This window comes from Alloalcanivorax marinus (assembly GCF_016785095.1).
GTDB lineage: Bacteria > Pseudomonadota > Gammaproteobacteria > Pseudomonadales > Alcanivoracaceae > Alloalcanivorax > Alloalcanivorax marinus_A.
Genome location: NZ_JAEKJB010000009.1, coordinates 113049 through 136538 on the forward strand (window position 1 = coordinate 113049; position 23490 = coordinate 136538).

At 67.1% G+C, this 23490-nt stretch carries 19 protein-coding genes; 12 read left to right on the top strand and 7 right to left on the bottom strand.

Features of this window, described 5'->3' with window-relative positions:
• Window positions 1-89: 89 nt before the first annotated feature.
• Complete coding sequence (locus JF515_RS12315) at window positions 90-1376, bottom strand: acetyl-CoA C-acetyltransferase (RefSeq protein WP_203104738.1); 1287 nt, start codon at window positions 1374-1376, stop codon at window positions 90-92.
• A gap of 191 nt (window positions 1377-1567) precedes the next feature.
• On the opposite strand from JF515_RS12315, the gene JF515_RS12320 reads away from it, so the two are divergent.
• Window positions 1568-2986: a 3-oxoacyl-ACP reductase gene (locus JF515_RS12320; protein ID WP_203104739.1), complete on the top strand. Its 1419-nt coding sequence runs from the start codon at window positions 1568-1570 to the stop codon at window positions 2984-2986.
• Between the two features lie 205 nt (window positions 2987-3191).
• Window positions 3192-3746, top strand: coding sequence for an FxsA family protein (locus tag JF515_RS12325; protein WP_203104740.1), 555 nt, complete (start codon window positions 3192-3194; stop codon window positions 3744-3746).
• Between the two features lie 3 nt (window positions 3747-3749).
• Here the strand turns inward: JF515_RS12325 and JF515_RS12330 are convergent, their stop codons facing one another.
• From JF515_RS12330 to JF515_RS12340, 3 genes are all read right to left on the bottom strand, one after another.
• Window positions 3750-4778 (bottom strand): AraC family transcriptional regulator, encoded by a 1029-nt coding sequence (locus JF515_RS12330; protein ID WP_203104741.1) that lies wholly within the window; start codon window positions 4776-4778, stop codon window positions 3750-3752.
• A 72-nt stretch (window positions 4779-4850) separates the two neighbouring features.
• On the bottom strand, window positions 4851-5972 hold the full coding sequence (locus JF515_RS12335) for a fatty acid desaturase family protein (RefSeq protein WP_203104742.1): 1122 nt from the start codon (window positions 5970-5972) through the stop codon (window positions 4851-4853).
• Between the two features lie 18 nt (window positions 5973-5990).
• A complete protein-coding gene (locus JF515_RS12340; RefSeq protein WP_203104743.1) occupies window positions 5991-7076 on the bottom strand; it encodes a flavin reductase family protein in 1086 nt (361 codons plus the stop codon).
• A gap of 180 nt (window positions 7077-7256) precedes the next feature.
• Here JF515_RS12340 and JF515_RS12345 point away from each other — a divergent pair, with 180 nt between their 5' ends.
• The 10 genes from JF515_RS12345 (at window position 7257) to mscK (ending at window position 20371) form a co-directional block, all read left to right on the top strand.
• A complete protein-coding gene (locus JF515_RS12345) occupies window positions 7257-7910 on the top strand; it encodes a TetR family transcriptional regulator (RefSeq protein ID WP_203104744.1) in 654 nt (217 codons plus the stop codon).
• 130 nt (window positions 7911-8040) lie between these two features.
• Window positions 8041-8916 (top strand): MaoC family dehydratase, encoded by an 876-nt coding sequence (locus JF515_RS12350; RefSeq protein ID WP_203104745.1) that lies wholly within the window; start codon window positions 8041-8043, stop codon window positions 8914-8916.
• A 58-nt stretch (window positions 8917-8974) separates the two neighbouring features.
• Window positions 8975-10060, top strand: coding sequence for a tRNA 2-selenouridine(34) synthase MnmH (gene mnmH / locus JF515_RS12355; protein WP_203104746.1), 1086 nt, complete (start codon window positions 8975-8977; stop codon window positions 10058-10060).
• 121 nt (window positions 10061-10181) lie between these two features.
• On the top strand, window positions 10182-11084 hold the full coding sequence (locus JF515_RS12360) for a putative selenate ABC transporter substrate-binding protein (protein ID WP_203104747.1): 903 nt from the start codon (window positions 10182-10184) through the stop codon (window positions 11082-11084).
• 2 nt (window positions 11085-11086) lie between these two features.
• Entirely contained in the window at window positions 11087-11749 is a 663-nt protein-coding gene (locus JF515_RS19620) for an ATP-binding cassette domain-containing protein (protein ID WP_338015212.1), read from the top strand.
• The gene (locus JF515_RS12370) at window positions 11746-13248 is read left to right on the top strand and encodes a PhnE/PtxC family ABC transporter permease (RefSeq protein WP_203104748.1); all 1503 of its coding nucleotides are present in this window, start codon (window positions 11746-11748) and stop codon (window positions 13246-13248) included. The genes JF515_RS19620 and JF515_RS12370 overlap by 4 nt, the downstream gene beginning before the upstream one ends.
• Before the next feature lie 90 nt (window positions 13249-13338).
• Window positions 13339-15546, top strand: a complete 2208-nt coding sequence (gene selD, locus JF515_RS12375; RefSeq protein ID WP_203104749.1) for a selenide, water dikinase SelD — start codon at window positions 13339-13341, stop codon at window positions 15544-15546.
• 33 nt (window positions 15547-15579) lie between these two features.
• A complete protein-coding gene (locus tag JF515_RS12380) occupies window positions 15580-15969 on the top strand; it encodes a PA2779 family protein (protein WP_203104750.1) in 390 nt (129 codons plus the stop codon).
• Window positions 15969-16886 (top strand): PA2778 family cysteine peptidase, encoded by a 918-nt coding sequence (locus tag JF515_RS12385; protein WP_203104751.1) that lies wholly within the window; start codon window positions 15969-15971, stop codon window positions 16884-16886. Before JF515_RS12380 ends, JF515_RS12385 begins: the two co-directional genes overlap by 1 nt.
• 77 nt (window positions 16887-16963) lie before the next feature.
• Window positions 16964-20371: a mechanosensitive channel MscK gene (gene mscK, locus JF515_RS12390; RefSeq protein ID WP_338015213.1), complete on the top strand. Its 3408-nt coding sequence runs from the start codon at window positions 16964-16966 to the stop codon at window positions 20369-20371.
• Between the two features lie 113 nt (window positions 20372-20484).
• On the opposite strand, the gene JF515_RS12395 is transcribed toward mscK, so the two are convergent.
• From JF515_RS12395 to JF515_RS12405, 3 genes are read right to left on the bottom strand one after another with little or no spacing between them, the layout of a single operon-like run.
• Window positions 20485-21078 carry a hypothetical protein gene (locus tag JF515_RS12395; protein WP_203104752.1) on the bottom strand — a complete coding sequence of 198 codons (594 nt, stop codon included), beginning with the start codon at window positions 21076-21078 and terminating at the stop codon, window positions 20485-20487.
• A complete protein-coding gene (locus JF515_RS12400) occupies window positions 21075-22406 on the bottom strand; it encodes a peptidyl-prolyl cis-trans isomerase (RefSeq protein ID WP_203104753.1) in 1332 nt (443 codons plus the stop codon). Before JF515_RS12400 ends, JF515_RS12395 begins: the two co-directional genes overlap by 4 nt.
• 8 nt (window positions 22407-22414) lie before the next feature.
• Window positions 22415-23434, bottom strand: coding sequence for a phospholipase (locus JF515_RS12405; RefSeq protein WP_203104754.1), 1020 nt, complete (start codon window positions 23432-23434; stop codon window positions 22415-22417).
• Window positions 23435-23490: the final 56 nt, after the last annotated feature.

The window sequence follows — 23490 nt, forward strand, 5'->3', positions numbered from 1 at the left end:
GAAAGTTACAAGTTGAAACGCGGCGCGGAGCCTCGCCTTTTCAGCCAGGCCATGCCCGCGCTTTCTCCTTTTAACTTTTCACTTCCAACTTATTTTTCCAGGATGGCGACCACGCCCTGACCACCGGCGGCGCAGATGGAGATCAGGCAACGGCCGGAGCCCTTCTGGTTGAGCAGCTTGGCGGCGTTGGCCAGAATCCGGCCGCCGGTGGCGGCGAACGGGTGGCCGGCGGCCAGGGACGAACCCTTGACGTTAAGCTTGCTGGTGTCGATCTCGCCCAGCGGCTTGTCCAGACCCAGCCGTTCCTTGCAGAAGGTCTCGTCGTTCCAGGCCTTGAGGGTACTCAGCACCTGGGAAGCGAACGCTTCGTGGATCTCATAGAAATCGAAATCCTGCAGCGTCAGGCCGGCTTTCTCAAGCATGCGCGGCACCGCGTAGGCCGGCGCCATCAGCAACCCTTCCTTCTTGCCGACGAAATCCACCGCCGCCACTTCGCAGTGGGTCATATAAGCCTGTACCGGCAAACCGCGCTGCTCGGCCCACTCCTCGCTGGCCAGCAACACCGCGGAGGCGCCATCGGTCAGCGGCGTGGAGTTGGCCGCGGTCATGGTGCCCTCCGGGCCGCCGAACACCGGCTTCAGGGTGCTCAGCTTCTCCACGGTGGAATCCGGGCGCATGTTGTTGTCGCGCTCCAGGCCATGGAACGGGCTCATCAGGTCCTGCTGCCAGCCTTCCTCGTAGGACTTGGCCAGATTCTGGTGGGAACGCCACGCCAGCTCGTCCTGGGCTTCCCGGGCGATGCCCCACTCGGCGGCGGTGATCGCCTGGTGCTCGCCCATGGACAGGCCGGTGCGCGGCTCGCCGTTCTTGGGGATGTCCGGAATCATCAGCTTGGGATTGATCAGCTTGACCGCCTGCTTGAGCTTGTCACCGGTGCTCTTGGCACGGTTGATCTCCATGAAGATCTTGCGCGCCTGCTCGTTGACGCCCAGGGGCGCGTCGGAGGTGGTGTCCACGCCGCCGGCCACGGCGCTGTCGATCTGCCCCAGGGCGATCTTGTTGGCCACCAGGATGGCCGCTTCCAGGCCGGTGCCGCAGGCCTGCTGCAGATCGTAGGCCGGGGTTTCCGGGGCCAGCTTGGAGCCCAGCACGCATTCGCGCACCAGGTTGAAGTCCTTGGCGTGCTTCATCACCGCGCCGGCGGCCACCTCGCCCATGCGCTCGCCGTGGAGTTTGAAACGATCCACCAGGCCGTTCAGGGCGGCGGTGAGCATTTCCTGGTTGCCCACCTCGAAATAGGCGGTGTTGGAGCGGGCAAAGGGGATGCGGTTGCCACCGACGATGGCCACCTTGCGTACTTTATCGCCTGCCAGCATAGTTGAAATCCTCCACAGGGGCGTTTCCGGTCGGTTCGCCCAGGTTAACAGATGAGCGCAGTCTATCTCCCCACCGCCCGGCCTCATTGGCTTGGGCGCCTACCGGCTTTTCCGACCGGTCAATACACCTTTTACAGGCGGGTGCTTCAATACGCGGCCTCACTACACATCGCACGGCAAAGGACAGGATCATGAGCGATACCTATCAGACGATTGCCAATTCTCCCATGGGCAAGGCCCTCTTCAACGCCATCAATCTGCCCATCCCGGTGATTCTCGAACGCTGGCAGCCCGGCCAGGCCTCCTTTATCAGCGGCCGGGTGCTGGTGGGTGCCGCCCCCGGTTCCACCGCCGTGGATACCGTTTTCGCCACCCTCAAGGAGGCGCCGGACGCACAAGCGGCGGTGCTCGCCAACACCGGCAACGCCAGCGATCTGCAAAAGCAGGCGGCGGCCGCCGGCGTCAGCGCCGACAACTACACCGCCACCAAGGAAGACGAGACCCGCTTCAAGGCGCTGGTGTTCGACGCCACCGGCATCGAGACCCCGGAGCAGCTCAAGGCGCTGTGGGAATTCTTCCACCCGGTGATCAAGAAACTGGACAAATGCGCGCGGGTGCTGGTGATCGGTCGTACCCCGGAAACCCTGGGCGGCGCGGCCCGGGTCAGCCAGCGTGGCCTGGAAGGCTTCACCCGTTCCGTGGGCAAGGAAATCAAGAAGGGCTCCACGGTGCAGCTGGTGTACTGCGACGCCGGCGCCGAAAGCCAGCTGGCTTCGCCGCTGCATTTCTTCCTGTCGCCGAAGTCCGCCTATGTGTCCGCCCAGGTGGTGCGGGTGGCGGCGTCCGGCTTCGACGCCAGCGCCTTCGATTGGGACAAGCCCCTGGCCGGCAAGAAAGCCCTGGTCACCGGCGGCTCCCGGGGCATCGGCGCGGCCATCGCCCGGGTGCTGGCCCGTGACGGCGCCGAGGTCACGGTGCTGGATATTCCGCCCATGGCCGAGGACCTGAACAAGGTGGCCGAGGAAATCCAGGGCCAGACCCTGGAGCTGGACATCACCAGCGACGAGGCGCCACGCGTGATCGCCGAGGCGGCGCGCAAGATGGGCGGCCTGGACATCCTGGTGCACAACGCCGGTGTCACCCGTGACAAGATGCTCGGCAACATGCCGGAGAACTTCTGGGACATGGTGCTGAACATCAACATCGCCAGCCAGTTGCGCATCAACGAACAACTGGTGGCCGACGGTGCCATGGGCGAAGGCGGCCGTATTATCTCGATCAGCTCCATCGCCGGCATCGCCGGCAACCTGGGCCAGACCAACTACGGCACCTCCAAGGCCGCGGTGATCGGCATGATCGATACCTATTCCGAGGAGTACGCGGACCAGGGCATCACCGTGAACGCGGTGGCGCCGGGCTTCATCGAGACGCAGATGACCGCCGCCATTCCGTTCACCATCCGCGAGGCCGGCCGGCGCATGAACGCCATGAACCAGGGCGGCCAGCCGGTGGACGTGGCGGAAACCATCGCCTTCTTCGCCAGCCCCGCGTCACAGGGTCTGAGCGGCAATGTGGTGCGCGTCTGCGGCCAGATGATGCTGGGCGCCTGACACTGGATCGGCGGGCGTCCCTGGCGGGCGCCCCTGTAGGAGCGACTTCAGTCGCGAAAAGCCGCGCCGCCAGGCTTCCAACGGCGATCGCGGCTGAAGCCGCTCCTACAACTGCCCCAACCGGCCTTTCCCTCCGCCCGCTCCCCCTTGAATCCCTCCGCTTCGCCGCCATCTCCTGGGAAACCGTAATGTTTTAGAGGTGCCCATGGGCTTCGGCCGTGTTTTTCTGACCATCCTGATCTTCGCCCTGGTGGAGGTGATGGTGCTTGCCGCCGTGGCGGACATGATCGGCTGGCCGGTCACCATCATCGCGGTGGTGGCCACGGCATTGATCGGCAGTGCGTTGTTCCGGCGCCAGGGGCTGGATACCTGGGTGCGACTCAATGAGCGCATGAACCGGGGCGAGATGCCGGGCCGGGAACTGGTGGAGGGGATGATGCTGCTGCTGGGCGGCGCTTTCCTGATCACTCCGGGCTTTATTACCGACGCCCTGGGCTTCGTGCTGCTGCTGCCGTTTACCCGCCGTGCCCTGGCGGAACGCCTGATCCGGCGGGGCACGGTGCAGGCCTTCGCCACCCGGGGTGGTAACGGGGCGTTCTTTTACCAGAGCACCCAGTGGCGGCGCGGACCGGGCGGTTTCGGCGGCGGCAATGTCTATGAAGGCGAGGCCGGCGCGGATCGGGAGCCGGCCAACGATGGCGACCACCAGCGCCGGCCACTGACCCTGGACGAGGACGACGGCCCCGAAGGCCGGCGCTGATGATCAGACTTCGCCGCGGGCCGCGGCGGCGTCCTCTTCGGCTTTCATGCGCCGATACTCGATGGGCGTCATCCCCACCCAGCGCTTGAACGCCCGGTAGAAGGTGGACGGCTCGGAGAAACCGGTGAGGTAAACGATCTCGTCAATGGACTCATCGGTGCCGGCGAGCAAGCGCTTGGCCAGTTTGCAACGGTAATCCGCCACCAACTGGTTGAAGTTGGTGCCGGCGTCCGCGAGGCGGGTGCGCAACTGGCGCGCCTTGATGCCAAGCCGCTCCGCCACTTCTTCCAGATTGGCGTGGCCGGATTCCAGCAACTCGGCGATCAGCCGGTTCACCTGGGCCACCAGATCCTGCTTTTCCAGCCGTGCCACCTGCTCGCTGGCGAGCTGCTCATGCAGGCGCAGCAGCTCCGGCTCGTGGTGGGCCGAGGGCAGCGACAGCAGCGCGGCGTCGAAGTAGACGCCCACGGAAGGCATGTCGAATTTCACCGGGCAATCGAAGGCCCGTTCGTATTCCAGCAGGTCTCCCTGGAGGGCGTGACCGAAGTGCACTTCCAGGGGCTCGAAGGCGTCGTCGGTGACGAAGCGGAAGAATTTGATCAACCCCATCATCACGCATTCGTTGAGGTGCGACAGGCGGCGCCCCCAGAAAGGCTGACGCAGAAACACCCGGTCACCCTCGCGGAACATCTCGGCGCTGGCGGCATCGGACAGCAACCGCTGATAGCTCAGGGCCCGGTCCAGGCCCTCGCCGAAGTTGGGGCTGGACAGGAACAGGTACTCCAGCACCTGCCCCTTGTACACCGGGATGTGCTTGCCCAGATGCAGGCCCACATGGGCGTCGCCGGACACCTTCTCCAGCGCCTCCCAGAACCACTCCTGGCCATCATGGGGCGTGCGCAGGTCCGGTACATCCAGTATCGAACGGTCCAGGCCCAGCTCGGCCAGCACCGCGTCGGCGTCAATATCCGCGTTCAGCATGGCCCGGTAGGCCATTCGCAGGAGTACGCCGGAATCGGTAAGTTCTGCCATCCTTTTGCAACTTCCCCAACGGTAAACACCAAATCCGGAGACTAGCATACCGTCTTGGGAGCCGGAACCACATCACATTGGTGCGGAATTCGCACGCCGCCGACCGGGCAATGCCAAACGGTGAATACGCTTGAGCACGGTGCCGAACTGGCGCCCCAACCGGCCGGTGTTGTAGTGCAGCCCGTAGCGCTCGGCGATGGCGCGTACCCGGGGCGCCGCCTGGGCGTAGCGGTTGGACGGCATGTCGGGAAACAGGTGGTGCTCGATCTGGTGGCTGAGATTGCCGCTCATGATATGGAACAGCGGCCCTCCCTCCAGGTTGGACGACCCCAGCAACTGCCGCAGGTACCACTGGCCACGGCTCTCATCGATGATGTCCTGCTCGGTGAACATCTCCGCGTGCTCGGTGAAATGGCCGCAGAAGATGATCATGTAGGCCCACAGGTTGCGAACCAGGTTGGCGCTCAGGTTGCCGGCGAACACCAATGGGAAGAAAGGGCCGGCCAGAGCCGGGAACAGCAGGTAATCCTTGAGCACCTGTTTGCGCACCTTCTTCATGATTTTGCGCCGTTGCGTCCGGTACTCGGCCCGGCTTTTCTCGCCCTTGAGCAGCTTTTCGTACTCCAGGTCGTGGAACGCCACGCCCCACTGGAACAGAGCCGCCAGCACCCAGTTGTAAACCGGTTGCGCCAGATACAGGGGATTCCAGGGCTGGTCATCGGATAGCCGCATGATGCCGTAGCCCACGTCCCGATCCTTGCCCACCACGTTGGTGAAGGTGTGGTGCATGTAATTGTGTGAGTGCTTCCACTGCTCCGCCGGGCAGGTGTTGTCCCAGTCGTAGGTGGATGAATCCAGCGCCGGGTCGTTGAGCCAGTCCCACTGGGCATGCATCACGTTGTGCCCGATCTCCATGTTCTCCAGGATCTTGGACACCGAAAGCAGCGCGGTGCCGGCCAGCCAGGCCGGCGGCAGGATGCCCAGGAACAGCAGGCCGCGCCCGGCCAGCTCCATGCCTTTCTGGGTTTTCACCAGACGCCGGATGTAGCGTGCGTCCTCTTCACCCAGGTCGTTCATGATCTCCTCGCGGAGGGCGTCGATCTCGCGACCGAACGCCTCGACCTGGGACCGGGTCAGACGGGTGCCGCCCCGTTCAAAGACAATCGGGTCCAGTTCTTCCACCTTGGCGTTCATACAAACCTCCTTGGAGCCTCAAATATCCAGTTCCACGTCGCCGTCGGCGCCGTGCATGCAAATTCGGATTTCCTGATTGGCCAGCTCGAGGCTGGCGCCACTGCGCAGGTCTCGCACCCGGCCCCGGGTCACGCGACATTTGCAGGTATGGCAAATCCCCATCCGGCAACCGTGTTGGGGTCGCAGGCCGGCGGCTTCCGCCGCCTCCAGCAGCGACTGGGTGCCTTGCGCCTGGATGTCGCCGCCGCTGCGCGCGAAACGCACCGTGCCACCGTCACCGCCGCTGACCGGCGTGCTCTGGAAACGCTCATGGAACAGGGGCGCGCGGCCACACCGCTGGTGCCAGTCGATTACGGTGTCCAGAAAGCCTTGCGGGCCGCAGGTGAACAGTGTCCGGCTGGCGCCGTCCGGGACCTGCTCGGTGAGCCAGTGTTCATCGAGGCGACCGGCCAGGTCACCGGGCCGGGGGGTATCGCCGGTCAGCACCAGCCGGAAATCGAGACGTTCGTCCAAGGCCAGGCCACGCAGGCCTTCACCGAGCAACCATTGATCATAGGAACGCTCGAAGTGGGCCCAGATCAGGTGTCCCCCATAGTTGGACGCGAGCAGGGACTTCACGATACTGTGAACAGGTGTTACCCCTGAGCCGGCGGTAAGGAACAGAATGCGCTCCGGTGCGGGTTCGGGCATCACGAAGTCACCGCTGGCCGGCGACAGGGTGAGCAGGTCGCCTTCCCGGCAGTGGTTCACCAGGTGATCACTGACGCCGCCGGTACCGTGCTGTTTCACGGTGATCGTCGGGCGCGGGTCGGTCGGCGCCGAGGACAGGGAAAAACAGCGTTGCCGACGCACGCCGCCCATATCCACGCCGACCAGCACGTGCTGACCCGCTTTATGGGGTTTCCAGAGCCGGTTGGGTGCCAGTTCCAGGGTCACCGCCCGGTCGCTTTCGCGACGCACGCGGTGCACCCGGGCACGGATTTCCCGGGCCGAATAGCGGGCATCGAACAGTGCCAGGTAGTCCTCCGGGTCGAACGGCGTGGCCAGGGCCTTGCCCAGGCGACGCATCCAGCCGGTGGTGTCGAAACGGGTCTCCAGGTGCATGACCAACTCCGGATGTTTACAGTTGTGCACTTTGTACCGCGACCCGCTTTTTCAGTCAACACATGTTCACAAATATTTTTTTACACAGGAAAATCAAGTAGTTGTATGTATCCGGGAGAGAAACTTGAATAACATGGCTAAGCAATCAGCGATAACAAATCACCAACGGGGAGCAAAACCATGAGCAGAGAAACGCCGGCCCGCGGGCGACGGCCCAAGCGGGGACGTACGCGTCAGGCGCTCATGGACGCGGCCCTGGACCTGGTGGCGAAGAAGGCGCCTTTTTCGTCGCTGAGCCTGCGCGAGGTAACCAAGCGCGCCGGCGTGGTGCCCACCGCCTTCTACCGGCATTTCCCGGACATGAGCGCCCTCGGCCTGACCCTGCTCGATGAATCGTTCCGTACCCTGCGCCAGATGATGCGCGAGGTGCGCCAGCAGGAACTGCCCAATGAGCGCATGATTCGCGGCTCCATGGAGACCTTCTTCACCTACGTGCGTAATAACCGCACCCACTTTCTGTTCGTGTCCAAGGAGCTGTATGGCGGCTCCGCCACCATGCGCCAGGCGATTCGCCGGGAAATCCGCCTGTTCGTCAGCGAGCTGGCCATGGACATGGCGCGGTTCCCGTTCCTGGTGCAGGTGAATGCCGAGGACCTGCAAATGATGGCCTCGCTGGTGGTCAACAGCGTGGTGGCCTTGACCCAGGAGATGCTGGAACTGGACGAAGACGACGAAGCCGGCCAGCAGGAAATGCTGATCCTGGCGGAAAAGCAGGTGCGCCTGATCTATTTTGGCGTTGCCCAGTGGCGTTCGGAGGCCGGCGCGCCGGCCTGAACCGGGGCCGCGCAAATAGGCTCTTCCAGCAACCTTTCAGGCGGAACGGCCAATCAGGCACTTCGGCGCCCTCCCTATACTGTCCCCACTCTTTACGGACCGTTTTTTGTACAGGATCAAGGACGCTGCTATGAGTGAAGTCCACTTCCGCGAACTGCGCCACGCGCCGGCGATGCCGGTGAATTTCGCCAAGGCGGTGCTGCGCGCCGGGGTCAAGCCGGGCAGCAGCCCGACCCTGCCGAACGTGGGGCTGCGTCTCAACGACGTGGGCCTGGACAGCAAGCACCTGAAGGCCTACCGCAAGGTGTGCGGTTTCAGCGCCGATGGCCGTCTGCCGGTGACCTACCCGCACATCCACGCCTTCCCGCTGCACATGGCGCTGATGATGGAACAAGGGTTCCCGTTCCCGGCCATGGGGCTGGTGCATGTACGCAACCGCATCACCCAGTACCGCCCCATCGCGGAACGCGAACAGCTCAATATCAAATGCTCCCTGGGCAACCTCAATCAGGTGGAAAAAGGCTGGGAGTTTTCCATCTTCACCGTGGTGAGCACCGCCGGCGAGCGGGTCTGGTCCAGCGAATCGATCAACTTCTTCCGTGGCGGCGGCCACGGTCGCAAGGAAGAGAAGAAAGGCTCCGGCGAACCGGCGCCGGCCACCGACACCATCGAGTGGAAGGTGCCTGGCAACACCGGCCGCCGCTACGGCGCCGTGTCCGGCGACCGCAATCCGATCCATCTGTACCCGCTGACCGCCCGGCTGTTCGGCTTCAAGCGCCAGATCGCCCACGGCATGTGGTCCAAGGCCCGCGCCCTGGGCCAGCTCCAGCGGCAACTGCCGGAGGAGGCGTTCCGCGTGGACGTGCAGTTCAAGCTGCCCATGTTCATCCCCGCCACCGTCAAGTTCGAGCAACGGGACGTGGACGGCGGCCTGGATTTCCGGGTACTGGCCCGGGACGGGATCAAACCCCACCTGACCGGCCAGTTGCGCCTGCTGGGCGACTGACCGGCACCCCGGCGCGCCGGCTTCCCGCCCCGCGCCGGTGTTGCAGGAACCTGGCGTCATGGCCGACGACACCCGAGACTACCGCGCCCTTTTCCTGGCCCGCACGCCTTTGCTGGACGTGCGCGCGCCGGTGGAATTCACCAAGGGCGCCTTTCCCGGCGCCACCAATCTGCCCCTCCTTGACGACCGGGAACGCCACCGGGTCGGCATTCGCTACAAACAGGCCGGCCAGCAGGCCGCCATCGATCTCGGCAACGAACTGGTCAGCGGTCGCGTCAAACGCGACCGGCTGAAAGCCTGGCGCCAGTGGCACGCGGCGCATCCGAACGGCTACCTGTATTGTTTCCGCGGCGGCCTGCGCAGCCACACCACCCAGGCCTGGCTCGCCACCGAAGGGGTGACGGTCCCCCTGGTGGTGGGCGGCTACAAAGCCATGCGCCGGTTCCTGCTCGAAAGCCTGGATGCCAATCTGCAACGCCTGCCGCTGTGGGTGTTGGGCGGGCGCACCGGCTGCGCCAAGACCCGGGTTATTGGTCGGTTGGGCAACGCCCTGGACCTGGAGGGTCTGGCCCACCATCGCGGCTCCGCCTTCGGCCGCCGTCCGGGTGGGCAGCCTTCACAGATCGACTTCGAGAACCGCCTCGCCATCGACCTGCTCGGCCTGGCGGAACGGGGCGTGCCCAGGGTGGTGGTCGAGGACGAAAGCAAGCTGATCGGTCGTTGCTTTTTGCCGCTGGCCCTGCAGGCCCGCCTGAAGACGGCGCCCCGGGTGCTGATCGAGGAGCCCCTGGAGGCCCGCGTCCAGGTGACCCTGGAGGATTACGTGATCGGCCCGCTGGATGAATACCGCCGCCATTACGGCCCGGCCCATGGCTTCGAGCGGCTCGCCGAGGAGTTGCTGGCGGCCATGGATCGCATCCAGAGCCGCCTGGGTGGCGACCGCCACCGGCAACTGCGCGGCCAGCTGGCGCGCGCCCTGGAGCGGCAGCGCCGGCACGGCGACAACGACGCCCACCGGGACTGGATTCGCGAGCTGCTGGCGGGCTACTACGATCCCATGTATGACTACATGATGAGCAAGCACCGGGATGGCGAAATCCTGTTCCGGGGCACGCGGGAGGAAGTGTTGGCGTTCCTGCGCTGACACCCGCGAACGCGGCAGGAGCCGCTTCAGCCACGATAGCGACATTGCCCGCCGCGCTGACCGGACCAGCGGCGGGCATTGATAACGGTCCGGCCCGACTCCCCATTGAACGGAGACGATCATGCCCTTGCTGATTGCAACCCGCGCCGCGCGGGCTGTCCGCACCCTGGTGGCCGCCGCCGGCGCGACCTTGCTGCTCACCGCCTGCGGCCCCGCCGAGCAGGCCCCCACCTTCACCTTCACGGCGATTCCCGACCAGGATGAATCCCAGCTCGAGAAGCGCTTCGGCCAGGTGGCCGACTACCTGGAAGAAACCCTGGGGGTACCGGTGACCTACGTACCGGTGAAATCCTACCCGGCGGCGGTCACCGCGTTCCGCAACGACCAGGTGCAAATGGCCTGGTTCGGCGGCCTGTCCGGTGTCCAGGCCCGGCGCCTGGTGCCCGGCTCCCGGGCCATCGCCCAGGGCCAGGAGGACACCGCTTTCAAGTCCTACTTCATCGCCAATGCCGCCACCGGCCTGGAACCCGGCGATACCCTGCCGGACGCCTTCGCCGAGCAGCCGTCGTTCACGTTCGGCTCCAAGGGCAGCACCTCCGGGCGCCTGATGCCGGAATACTTCTTCCGCGAACGGTTCGGCGCGGCACCCCAGGAGTTGATCGGCAAGGTCGGCTTCAGCGGCGATCACAACCGCACCCTGGCCCTGGTGCAGAGCGGCGCCTACGCCACCGGCGCGCTTAACTACAAGGTCTGGGAGCGGGCACTGAAGGACGGCCAGGTGGATACCGACCAGGTACGCGTGATCTGGGAAACACCGCCCTACCCGGACTACCACTGGACCGTGCGCGGCGACCTCGACGAGCGTTTCGGTGACGGCTTCACCGACCGGGTCACCGAGGCGTTGCTGGCGATCGACGACCCGGCCCTGCTGGAGGCATTCCCGCGCCAGCGTTTCGTGCCGGCGTCCAACGACGACTACCAGGCCATCGAGGACACCGCCGAGGCCATTGGCCTGTTGGACTGACGGTGAGCGACGCCCTGTTCCGGTTCCACGGCGCGCGTCTGGGCCACGGCGACGCCACCGTGTTCGCGGCCCTGGACCTGAGTATCCAGCGCGGCGAAACCGTGGCGCTGCTGGGCGCCTCCGGCAGCGGCAAATCCACCCTGCTGGCGGCACTGCGCGCCCAGCATGAGGCGCTGTGCGCCTGGTGCCCCCAGGAGCAGGCCCTGGTGCCCATGTTGAGCGTGTTCCACAACATCTACATGGGTGGCCTGCACCGCCACGGCACCTGGCACAACCTGCGCACCCTGCTGCGCCCCGGCGCCGCCGACCGCGCCGAGGTGGGCGCCCTGGCGGCGCGCCTGGGCCTTACCGACAAGCTGTTCACCAGCGTCGACCGGCTGTCCGGCGGCCAGGCCCAGCGCACCGCCCTGGGCCGCGCCCTCTACACTCAAAGGCCGGTGCTGCTTGGCGACGAGCCGGTCTCCAACCTGGATGAGCACCAGGGGCTGGCGCTGATGCGACACGCCCTGGCCGCCCATGACACCGCCGTGGTGGCGATGCACGATCGCGCCCTGGCCCTGGCCTGCTTCCAGCGCGTGCTGGGCCTGCGCCACGGCGAGCTGGTACTGGACGCCCCGGCGGCCAGCCTCACCCTGGCCGACCTGGACGCCCTGTACCGACCATGAACGAGCGCCCCGCCACCACCGCCGCCGGCTGGCGCCGCGCCAGTGGCTGGCTGCTGCTGGCCGGCCTGGTGGCCTTCGCCTGCGCCGATCTGGCGGTGACCCGTACCGCCCCGGGGGCCGAGCTGCTGCGCGTCGCTCAGGGCTTCCTGGCGCCACGCCTGCTGGGCGAGCATGGCCTGGGCGCCGGCGAGCTGGGCCGCGCCCTGGCCAACACGCTGGCGTTCGCCTTCCAGGGCGTGGCCTTCGGCGCCGCCGCCGGCTTCCTGCTGGCGCTGTTCTGGCACCGGCGCGCGGTGCGCGCCGCCGCCGCTTCGGTGCGCGCCGTTCATGAGCTGTTCTGGGGATTGCTGCTGATGCAGGTGGCGGGGCTGTCGCCGCTCACCGGGGTGCTGGCCATCGCCCTGCCCTACGCCGGCATCTTCGCCAAGGTGTTCGGTGAAATGCTCGAGGAGGCGGACCCGGCGCCGGTGGCCAGCCTGCCCCGCGCGCGCCAGCGTTTGAGCACCTTCTTCTATGCCCGCTTGCCGCTGATCGCCGCCGACGCCCGCGCCTACACCGCCTACCGGCTGGAATGCGCACTGCGTGCCTCGGCGATTCTCGGTTTCATCGGGCTGCCGACCCTGGGCTTTCATCTGGAGACCGCGTTCCGGGAGGGCCATTACAGCCAGGGCGCCGGCCTGCTGTATCTGCTGTTCGCCCTGATCCTGACCCAGCGCCTGTGGTTGCGCGCCCGGCTGGTGCCGGTTTATCTGCTGGCCGCGCTGCTGTGGGCGCCGCCGCTGGGCCAGGGCGACTGGGCCACCCTGGTGCGCTTCGTCACCCAGGATCTGGTGCCGGCACCCCTGGCCCGGGATCAGGGCTGGGCGGCCCTGGGCGACTGGGGCTGGATGCTGTGGCGCGAGCAGGTCGGCCCCGGCCTGTGGAACACGCTGGTGCTGGGCATGGCGGCGCTGCTGCTCACCGCGCTGCTGGCGCTGCTGTTGTTTCCGCTGCGCTCGCCGCTGTTCGGTAACCGGCTGACCCGGTGGCTGGGCCACGGCCTGCTGGTGGTGCTGCGCACCACCCCGGAGTTCTTCCTGGCGTTCTTCCTGCTGATCATCCTGGGGCCGTCCATGCTGCCCGGCATTCTCGCCCTGGCGCTGCACACCGGCGCCATCATCGGCCATCTCACCGGCCGCTTCAGCGAGGGGCTGCGGCTGCGCGCCGATAGCGCCCGGGGCATCAACCGCTATGCCTACGAAGTACTGCCCCGGCTGTCGCCCACCTTCCTGGCGCTGTTGCTGTACCGCTGGGAAATCATCATGCGCGAAACCGCCGTGCTGGGTATTCTTGGTATTCATACCCTGGGGTTCTACATCGACTCCAGCGTGGCGGAGTTCCGTTTCGACCGCACCCTGGTATTGATCCTCGCCACGGTGTGCCTGAACCTCGCCGTGGACGCCTTTTCCCGCCGCCTGCGGGCGCGCCTGCGCCTGGCCCGCGAAGGGAGGCTGTGTTGAACCCATGCCACCATTGCGAAACGCTGAAGGACCCCGCATGAAGCCTGCCGTCCGCCGCCTTACCCGCCGCCCCCGAGGAGTCCCCCGATCATGAGGGCATCCGTGGCGAACCAGGATCTGGTCATGGTAGGCGGCGGTCACAGTCATGCCCTGGCTCTGCGCATGCTGGCCATGAAGCCGGAACCCGGGCTGCGCCTGACGCTGGTGTCACCGGACAGCCTGGCGGCCTATTCCGGCATGCTGCCGGGCCTGGTGGCCGGCCACTACCGGTTGGAGGAAACCCACGTGGACCTGCGGCGGCTGTGCCAGGCATCCGGCACCCGCTTCGTGCGCGCCCGGGTCACCGCGCTGGACCCGGCGGCACGGCGGCTGACCCTGGACGATGGCAGCACCCTGGAATACGACTGGCTAAGCCTGGACGTGGGCGCCACCCCGGACCTGGAGACGGTGCCCGGCGCCGCCGAGCACGCCGTGCCGGTGAAGCCGGTCAGCGATTTTCATCGCCGCTGGCGGGCCCTGCTGGCCGATCTGGACCACCGCACCGACGAGCTGGCGATCACCGTGGTGGGGGGCGGCGCCGGCGGCACCGAGATGGTGCTGGCGGTGGCCCGGGCGCTGATCGAACACGGCCTGGCGGCGCGCCTCAGCCTGGTTACCGCCGGCGATCTGCTGCCCGGCTACCCGCGCGGCGTGCGGCTGCGCATGGCGCGGCGGCTGGCGGACGCCGGCGTGCGGCTGCGCACCCATGCCCGGGTACAGCGGGTGGACGCGGGGCGCCTGACCCTCGGCGACGACACGCTGGATTACGACTTTCTGCTCTGGTGCACCGGGGTCAAGGCCGCCCCCTGGCTGGCGGCCAGCGGCCTGCCCTGCGACGGCTCCGGCTTCGTGCGGGTGAATGAACACCTGCGCAGCCCCGCCGACGAGCGGGTGTTCGCCGCCGGCGACTGCGCCGCCTTCCCCGGCGATCTGCCCAAGGCCGGGGTGTACGCGGTGCGCCAGGCCCGTGCACTGGCCCATAACCTGGCCGCCGCCGTCGCTGGCCGCCGGTTGCGGACCTACCGCCCGCAGAAGCGTTTCCTGTCCTTGCTGTCCGCCGGCGACCAGGACGCGGTGGGCAGCCGGGGCGTCGGACCGGGCGTGGCCGGCCCCTGGGTGTGGCGCTGGAAGGACCGCATCGACCGCCGCTTCATGGCCCGCTTCGATGAGCCGCTACCGGCGATGACGGCGGCGCCGGCGGACTCCGCGCCGTACTGCGCCGGTTGCGGCGCCAAGGTTGGCGCCGGCGCCCTGAGCGAAGCCCTGGCGCCGCTGCGCCCGTTCGCCCGTGAAGGCGTGGAAGCCGGCCTGCACCAGGCCGACGACGCGGCCGTACTGAACTGGCCGGCGGGGCAACGGCTGGTGCAGACCCTGGACTATTTGCCGGCCTTCCTCGACGAGCCCTATCTGTTCGGTCGCGTGGCCGCCCTGCACAGCCTCAGCGACCTCTACGCCATGAACGCCACGCCCCATTCCGCCCTGGCCACCGTGAGCCTGCCACGTCATCACCCGCGCCTGCAGGGCCGTGACCTGCAACGGCTGATGGCCGGCGCCGTGGCGGAACTCAACCGGGCCCGCTGCACCCTGGTGGGCGGCCATACCATCGAGGGCCCGGAGCTGGCCGCCGGCTTCACCGTGAATGGCGCCGCCGCGCCAACGGCGCTGTGGCACAAAAGCGGAGGCCAAGCCGGCCAGACGCTGATCCTGACCCGCCCGCTGGGCATCGGCATTCAACTGGCCAGCCTGATGCGCGGCCAGGCCCATGGCCCCTGGCTGGATACCACCCTGGACACCATGCTGGCCGGCAACGGCCCGGCGCGGGACGCCCTGGCCGGGCTGACCGATACCCGCCCCGGCGCCTGCACCGACGTGACCGGCTTCGGACTGCTCGGCCATTTGCTGGAGATCTGCGAGCAAAGCGCCGTGGACGCGCGCCTGGACCTGGATGCGATCCCGCTGCTGCCCGGCACCCTGGCGCTGGTGGAGGCGGGTGTGGTCAGCACCCTGAAGCCGGCCAACGATCAGGTGCTGGCCCGCTGCGAGCACCGGGGCGTGGCCGAGGACGACCCGCGCCTGGCCGCGCTCACCGACCCTCAGACCGGTGGCGGACTGTTGTTCAGCATCGACCGGGAACGCGCCGCGGCGGCACTGGCCGCGCTGCGCCGCCATGGCCTGCACGCCACGCAAGTCGGTGAGCTGACTGTAAAAAATCACAAAGCTTTCGCCACCCTGACGTTGCACGGCGACGGCCCATGCTAGTGTTTGGCCATCATTTCAAGTGGAGCGATGCCAATGAAGAAGTCCATCACGGGCGCCTTGACCGCCCTCGTCATGCTGATTACCCAAGGCTTGTTCGTCCCCGCCGCCCAGGCCGCCATGGTGACCACCGATGGCATGGTCGCCAATGAACAGCGCGCCGCCATGGAACAGAAAGTCATGCGTTTCATGGAACGGGACGCCGCCGCCAAGGTACTCGCCGAAAACGGCGTTACCCGCGACGACGTGCAGCAGCGCCTGAGCCGCCTGAGCGACTCCGAACTGCAGCAACTGGCCACCAAGGCCGACCAGATGCCCGCCGGCAGCGGCGTGGTGGGCGTGATCCTGGCGGTGATCCTGATCCTGGTGCTGCTTGATCTGCTCGGCGCCACCGACGTGTTCCCGGTCATCGATCCGATCGGGTGATGCCCCTGCCCCTGAAGCGCGGCGGCCGTCCGGTCGCCGCCTTGCTGCTGGGCCTGCTGCTCGCGGCCTGTCAGACCGTCCCCCCGCCCCAGGAGGCGGAACACCCTCCCCAGCAATACCTGGACGTGCCTTTCATTGCCCAGGACGCCTATCAGTGCGGCCCCGCAGCCCTCGGCATGATGCTGCAATGGAATCGGCTGCCCGGTGACAAGGAGGCCCTGGTGGACGAGGTCTGGTTGCCGGAACGCAAAGGCGCCCTGGGCATTGAACTGAAGGCCGCCGGTCGCGCCCGCGGCCTGCTCGCCTACCCGGTGCAATCCCCGGATGCCCTGTTCGCGGAAGTGCAGGCCGGCCACCCGGTGCTGGTACTGCAGAACCTGGCCCTGCCGCAATGGCCCATGTGGCACTACGCGGTGGTGATCGGCTACCGCGATGGCGGCGAGCGCATCGTGCTGCACAGTGGCACCAAGGAAGCCACCAGCAGCCATTGGAACCGCTTCCTGCGCACCTGGGCGCGGGCGGAGTACTGGGGTTTCGTGTTGTTGCCCCCCGGCGAAATGCCCGCCAGCGTGAAGCCCGAACCCCTGCTGCGCGCCCTGGCGCCAATGCAACAGGACGCCCTGGCGCACTGGCGGGCGGCGGTGGCCCGCTTCCCGGACAATGGCCGCCTGCGTTTTGGCCTGGCCAATGCCCTGTGGGCGGCACAAAAGCAGGATCAGGCGCTGGATGCCTACGAACGCACCGTGACCCTGGCCCCGGAGCTGGCGCCGGCCTGGAACAACCTGGCCTACGCGCGCCGTGACGCCGGCGACCAGGCCGGCGCCCGCGAGGCGGTATGTCGGGCCCGGGCCCTGGCGCCGGACAGCGACAACATCGCCGACAGCGTCAAGGAGATCACCGGCGACGCGGGATGCTGACCCGGACGCCGTCGGCGGCTATCGTATTTGAGGCGAACAACGCCTAAGCTGCGCAAAAACGACGGAAGACAACGCCTGTGTGGATTCGACTCTTGTTGCTGGGGCTGCTGTACGCGGCGACCCCGGCTCTGGCGCAAAGCCCCGCTGATTTCACCCTGCCCGGGATCGCCGACCTGGAGAAACAGCTGGCCGGCGACGGCGGCGGCGACAACAACGGTGGCGGCCAGAACGGCGAGAGCGGCCAGGATAATCCGGAACACCGGGAAACCCTGGAAAAGACCCTGGAACTGCGCCGCGAAATCGACGCCAACCGGGAACGGATCGACGCGCTCAAGAAACAGCAGGCCGAAGCGCCACGCCGCCGCGCCCGCCTCGGCAACGACCTGGACGAAGCCCGCCGCGAGCGTCAGCAGGACTGGCGTCAGCGCTATCAATCCCTGTCCCTGGCGGCCCTGGCCAAGGAACTCAGCGACCAGCTCGACGCCCTGGAACAGAATCAGCAAACGCTGGCGCGGGTCAGCAGCGAGCTGACCCGCGCCCAGACCCTGCCCGAACGGGCACAGACCACCATCAGCGACAGCCTGTCGCGCATGGATGAGATCCGCCAGCGACTGAACCGCCAGGAAGAAAACCTGGACGACGCCGAGAAGACCCGCCTGCAAACCGAACTGACCACCCTGGAAACACGCATTCAACTGCGCAACCAGGAATTGTCCGTGGCCAGCACCCTGGAAGAACTGTCGCGGCTCAACAAGCGGGTGCTGGAAGCCCAGGAAGCGGTGATTCAAAAGCGCCTGGACGTGCTGCAGCCGATGATCAACGAGCGCCGCGAACAAAGCCTCAGCAATGAAATCGGCGACGACGAGACCGACCTGCCCGCCGCGCTGGCCGACCATCCCCGGCTCAAGCAGGCCCGCGAGCGCAACGACGAGCTGCGCGACCAGCTCAAACAGACCAGCAACGACGTCAACGACCTGATTCGCGAAGTGATCAGCGCCGAGACCCGGCTCGACCGGGCGCGCTCGCTGTCGAGCACGGTGAACGATCAGATTCGCATGCTCGACGGCAGCCTGCTGCTCTCGCGCATTCTCTACGAGCAGCAGAAGAGCCTGCCGGAATATCACCCCCAGGAAGGCCTGGACAAACTGATCAGCGATACCCGCCTGGCCCAGTTCGACCTGCGCCAGGCCATGCAGGAACTGGAAAGCCGGCCCCTGGAAGTGGAGAACACGGATGAGTTGCCGCCCGCCGAGCGGCAACAACTGGACGACGCCCTGCGCCGGCTGGCGGACAGCCGCCTGGAACTGCTCAACCAGCTCGACCAGGAGCTGGGCCGCAAGCTCAACATTCTGGTGCGGCTGAATCTGTCCCAGGAGCAGCTACGCAAGATCACCGAAAATCTGCACGACACCATTTCCGAGCAGACCTTCTGGATGCCCAGCACCCAGCCGTTGCCCGCCTGGATACGCGATTTCCCGACTCAGGTGCGCGATCAGGTCCATGACATTCCCTGGGCGCGGCTGGGTGACGACGCCGCCGAACTGATGAAGAACAAGTGGCCGTGGCTGTTCCTTCCCCTGCTGCTGGCCGGGCTGCTGTGGCTGTGGCGGCGGCGCCTGCGCGCCCGTCTGCGCGCGCTCAATGGCGACATCGGCTTTCTGAAACGGGACAGCCAGCGGCACACGCCAGCGGCCATCGTGATCACCACCCTGGTGAGCGCGCCGGTACCGCTGGCCATCGGTCTTCTGGCGTGGGGGTTGTGGACGCAACCGGGCACCTTGAGCACGGTGCTGGGCGCGGCTCTGGCCAAGATCGCCCTGCTATGGATGGTGTTCGAGCTCTGTTACCGCCTGCTGGCGCCCAAGGGCATCGCCCAGCGCCATTTCCGCTGGCAGGCGGAAGGCAACCTGGTACTGCGCCGGCGGCTGCTGGTGGTGGGCCTGACCATGGTACCGATGACCCTGGTGATCGCCTTCGGCGAGGAATGGCCGGCCCAGCTCAGCAACGACCGCATTGGCCTGGTGACCATGGTCGCCTGTCTGCTGGTGATCAGTGTGACCCTGTCCCGGGCCGCCCTGGCCTACCGCGCCCGGCGCTACTCCCGCACCCTGCGCGGCGCCGCCGTGGTGCTGTGCGCCGGCGTGCCGTTGATACTGGTGGCCCTGATCGTGGCCGGCTATTACTTCACCGCCGTGCGTCTGTCCGGACGCATGATCGACACTTTCTATCTGTCCCTGCTGTGGATTCTGCTCGACGCTACCGCCGTGCGGGGCCTGGCGGTGGCCGCCCAGCGCCTGGCCTACAAACGGGCCGTGGCGGAGCGGGACGCCGAGCCCAAGGAAAACGTGGAAGGCGTGGAAGTCGAGGAGCCCCAGCTCGACCTGCAGCAGATCAACCAGCAATCCCTGCGCCTGATCCGGCTGGCCCTGCTGGGTCTGTTCGGGCTGCTGCTGTACTGGGTGTGGGCGGATGTCATCAACGCCTTCTCCTACACCGACACCATCGTGCTCTGGCAGAGCACCGAGGGCAGCGGCCTGAACGCCACCAACACGCCGATCAGCCTGGGCGACGTGATCACCTCGCTGGCCATCGGCGCCGGCACCTTCATGCTGGTGGCCAACCTGCCCGGCCTGCTGGAAGTGCTGCTGCTGTCACGGCTCAACCTGCGCCAGGGGTCCAGCTACGCGGTCACCACCCTGCTCTCCTATCTGGTGATCGTGCTCGGCGTGATCGTCGCCCTGGGTTCACTGGGGCTGTCCTGGAGCAAGATGCAGTGGCTGGTGGCGGCCCTCGGCGTGGGCCTGGGCTTCGGCCTGCAGGAGATTTTCGCCAACTTCATTTCCGGCATCATTATCCTGTTCGAACGGCCGATCCGCATCGGCGACGTGATCACCATCGAGAATCTGTCCGGCACGGTGAGCCGCATCCGCATTCGCGCCACCACCATCATCGACTTCGACCGCAAGGAGATCGTCATTCCCAACAAGGTGTTCGTCACCGAGCGGCTGATCAACTGGACGCTCTCGGACACGATTACCCGCCTTACCATCAAAGTGGGGTTCGCCTACGGCTCGGATCTCACGGTCTGCCACGACCTGCTTGAGAAGGTGGCCAGGGACAACACCCGGGTGCTGAGTGATCCAGAGCCTCTGATCCTGTTCATGGCCTTCGGCGCCAGCACCCTGGATCATGAGTTGCGGGTCTATCTGGGAGAAATCGGCGACATCCTGTTCGCCACCGATGAGATCAACAAGGCCATCGACGCGGCCTGCCGGGAGCATGGCGTGGAGATCGCCTTCAACCAGATCGATGTGCACCTGCGCTCCACCACCGACGACGTCAAGATACTGGAAGCCGGCGGCGAACCCGCCGACGCCGAACAGCGCCGGGGCGGCGACACCCGTGGCCATTACGGCAACACCCGGAGCCATTACCACGACGGCGATGAGCCGCCCAAGGGCGTCGGCGACGAGGGTGAGGAATAGGCCGCCAGCGCCGCTCCGTAGCCTGGATGGTGCTGTTGTAGGAGCGACTTCAGTCGCGATGGCTGCTGGCACCACCGTTGATCGCGACTGAAGCAACCCTCCGGCCAGGCGGATTAGTCCGTCGGCGCCAGCCCGGGGAACCGGGACAGCAATTCCTGACGGCGGGCTTTCAAGCCTTCCAGCTTGCGCCGCCCCTCCGCCAGTTGCTCCGGCGGCAGCCCGTCCCGCTCCCCCTGGGCCACCAGTGCCTCCAGCTCGCCAATGCGCCGCTGGGAAGCGGCCATGAAGGACGCGTACACCGCCATTCTTTCCCCCTGCTCATAGCGGCTGTAAAGCTCCGGGTCGTCGAGCACCTCCTGGGGCGGCGGCACCCGGGGTTCCCGGGGAGCCACCGGCGGAGTACGCGAATCGCCATCGCGACGTGCTCGCCGCAGCGACTCCGCCGCCGCCGGCCGCACCCGGGGCGCGATCACCGCGTCCACCCCTGGCGCCTGCCTGGCATCGGAGGGCGCCGGCGACGGCGCCGGAGGCACTTCGGAGACCAACACCGGCGCCGCCGGGGCCAACACGGGCGGCGGCCCCTCCGCCGTGTCGGCGGCGACCGGCGCGGCCACCGCCGGCGGCGGCGCCGGATCGCCGGGCCACCACATCGCCGCCGCCGCCAGCACCGCCAGCGCCGCCGCCATCGCTACCGCCAGGCGTATCACAGCGCCTCCGCGTGAAAGCGCACGCCAGCGGACGCATGGCGCCGCGCCAGGCCGGTGCGTAACCGCTCCTGAAGGCGCTCCCGGGCCAGCACCCGTGATGCCTGATAACGCACCGCCTCGCTGTCGGCGGCCTGGAAGCCCTCCTGGCGCCGGTCCACCCGAAGGATCACCCAACGCGCCTGCCCCGGCACCCGGGCCGGCGGCGACACCGCGCCCTGTTGCAACGTGAACGCGAAGCCGACCAGCCAGGCATCCTCGCCGTCACCGCGCTCCAGCCAGGCCGGCTTCCGGTAGACCACGCCTTCCTGGTCCGCGTAAGCCTCCGCCAGTTCCGGCAGGCTGGCGCCGCCATCAAGGCGGGCCCGCGCTTCGTCGGCGAGCGCCTGGGTGGGAAGATACAGACGCGCCGCGCGCACCTTCTCCACGCGCCGGAAATGATCCCGGTGCAGTTGGTAGTAACGGCGGATTTCCTTGTCGGAAATGCCGTCGGCCACTTCCCGCAGCCGGGTGTTGTCGTCGTGGGGGTCGTCGCTGAGCCCCAGGGTGCGAATCAGGGCACGCTGGTCCAGGCGGTCAAGCACCAATTGCCGCACCCAGGCCCGTTCCTCCTCCTCCAGCGGCGAGCGCCGCTCGAACCAGTCCAGCACGAAGGCGCGGCGCACCCAGTCATCGGCGGCATTCGCCATGGCCAGGGTGTCCAGGTTATGGAAGCGGGTTTTCAGGGCGATGTTCTGGGCATCGTAGAGATCGGCCAGGGTCAGTTGCCGGGGCCCGGCGGCGGGGAAGCGATATTCCGCCACCACCCAGGCCCGGGCCGCCCGGCGCTGGGCCGGGTTGAGGGTCTGGCGCAGCCCGGAATCGGCGCTGAGAATCGGCCTCAGGGCCTTGCGGTCCAGGTTCAGCTCCCCTTGCAGGGCGTCCAGTGGCGAGGCCCAGCCACTGGCGGTCAGCGCCGCCGCCAGCTCATCGCGATAGGCGACCCGGATCAAGGCGGCGGTATCCCGGTCGACGCGGGTGGCGCGGTTGTAGCCCACCCGGGCCGGCTCCGCTCCGGCGGCATGGTTCTGCCGGTACCACTCGCCCATCAGATGAATGTCCACCAGGTTTTCCAGCACCTGCAGCGGCTCCACGGCGGGGTCGTGCATCCGCGCCGACGCCAGAAACACGTCCAGCACCGGGCGGGTCAGCGCGACGCCGTCCACTTCCGCCACCACCCGCGCGTCCCTTGGCGTGGCGCTCGCCAGCGCCGCCATCAGCAACGCGGCCATCGACAGCGCGGTCATCGACAGCGCCGCCAGAAACCGGCCCCGGCGGCGCGCGTGTCGCAAGCACCCGGTCACTGGGTCAACTGCGCGGAGGCATGGCCCAGCAGGTGTACCACCATGGCGATGGCGTGGGGCACCACCACCCGGCCCACCTGTACCCGATCGGTATGGTCGGTGCTGGACAGCACCAGGCTTCCGTTGGCGTAGGCGATATCACCGCCCTGGGTGAGCAGCGGGCGGATATCCGTGGTACCGCTGCCGGGGGCGGTGAAGCTGGACAGCGCCTGGGTCACCAGGGTTTCGTCGTTAAGGTCCTCGCTGTCGTAATAATCGGCCACCCAGCCTTCCCAACCGCTGTGGTTAAGCGCCGAGGTGGTCCACACATGGTGCGGCTGCACCACGTCGGTGGCGTGCAGCGCATAACCCAGGCTCTGCGCGGTGGGATTGGCCAGGAACTGGTCGTACCAGTACTGGGCCAGGTTATCCAGCGGCTGGAAAGGCATTTCCTCGAAGTCATCGTACATGGATTTCGAGGAGGTGGTGCCCTGCCGGTAATTGGCCTCGGTGATGCCGTAGGTGTTGTATTCGGAGTCGTCGTTGGACCACCAGCCCGTCATGCCGCCGGGGCCATCGTCCATGTAGTCCCCCACCAGCCAGGCGGCGGCCAGATTGTCGATGTCGCCGGACACGGTGAGCTTGTCGTAGTTGTAACCGCCCAGGTCGTTGCCGTGCACGTCCGGCCCGCGGGTGTGATTCTGGAAGTGCCAGTAGGAGGTGTAGTTGACCAGCGAGCTGCCGGCGTTGAACACCGGTGCGTAGACGCAATCGCCGGTGATGGCGCCGCAGAAATAGGTGTCCTGGAAATCGTCCACGTCGTAGGCGCTCTGACCAAGCACCTGGGCGAACTGGGCCACGGTATAGCCGGCGGCGCTGGCCACCGCCTGCAGGTCGGCGTAGCCGGTGGTCTGCGGATGGGCCTGCATGTAGGCCACCGCGTCTTCCACCAGACGGCGATGGGTCTCTTGCTTGAAGGCTTGGGCGGTGGGGCAAACACAGGCCACGGCCAGCAAACCGATGAGCATCCGTTTCATGACTCCCTCCCTGGGATGTTGTTTTTGGTATGCCCGTCCTATACAGGCGTAATTCG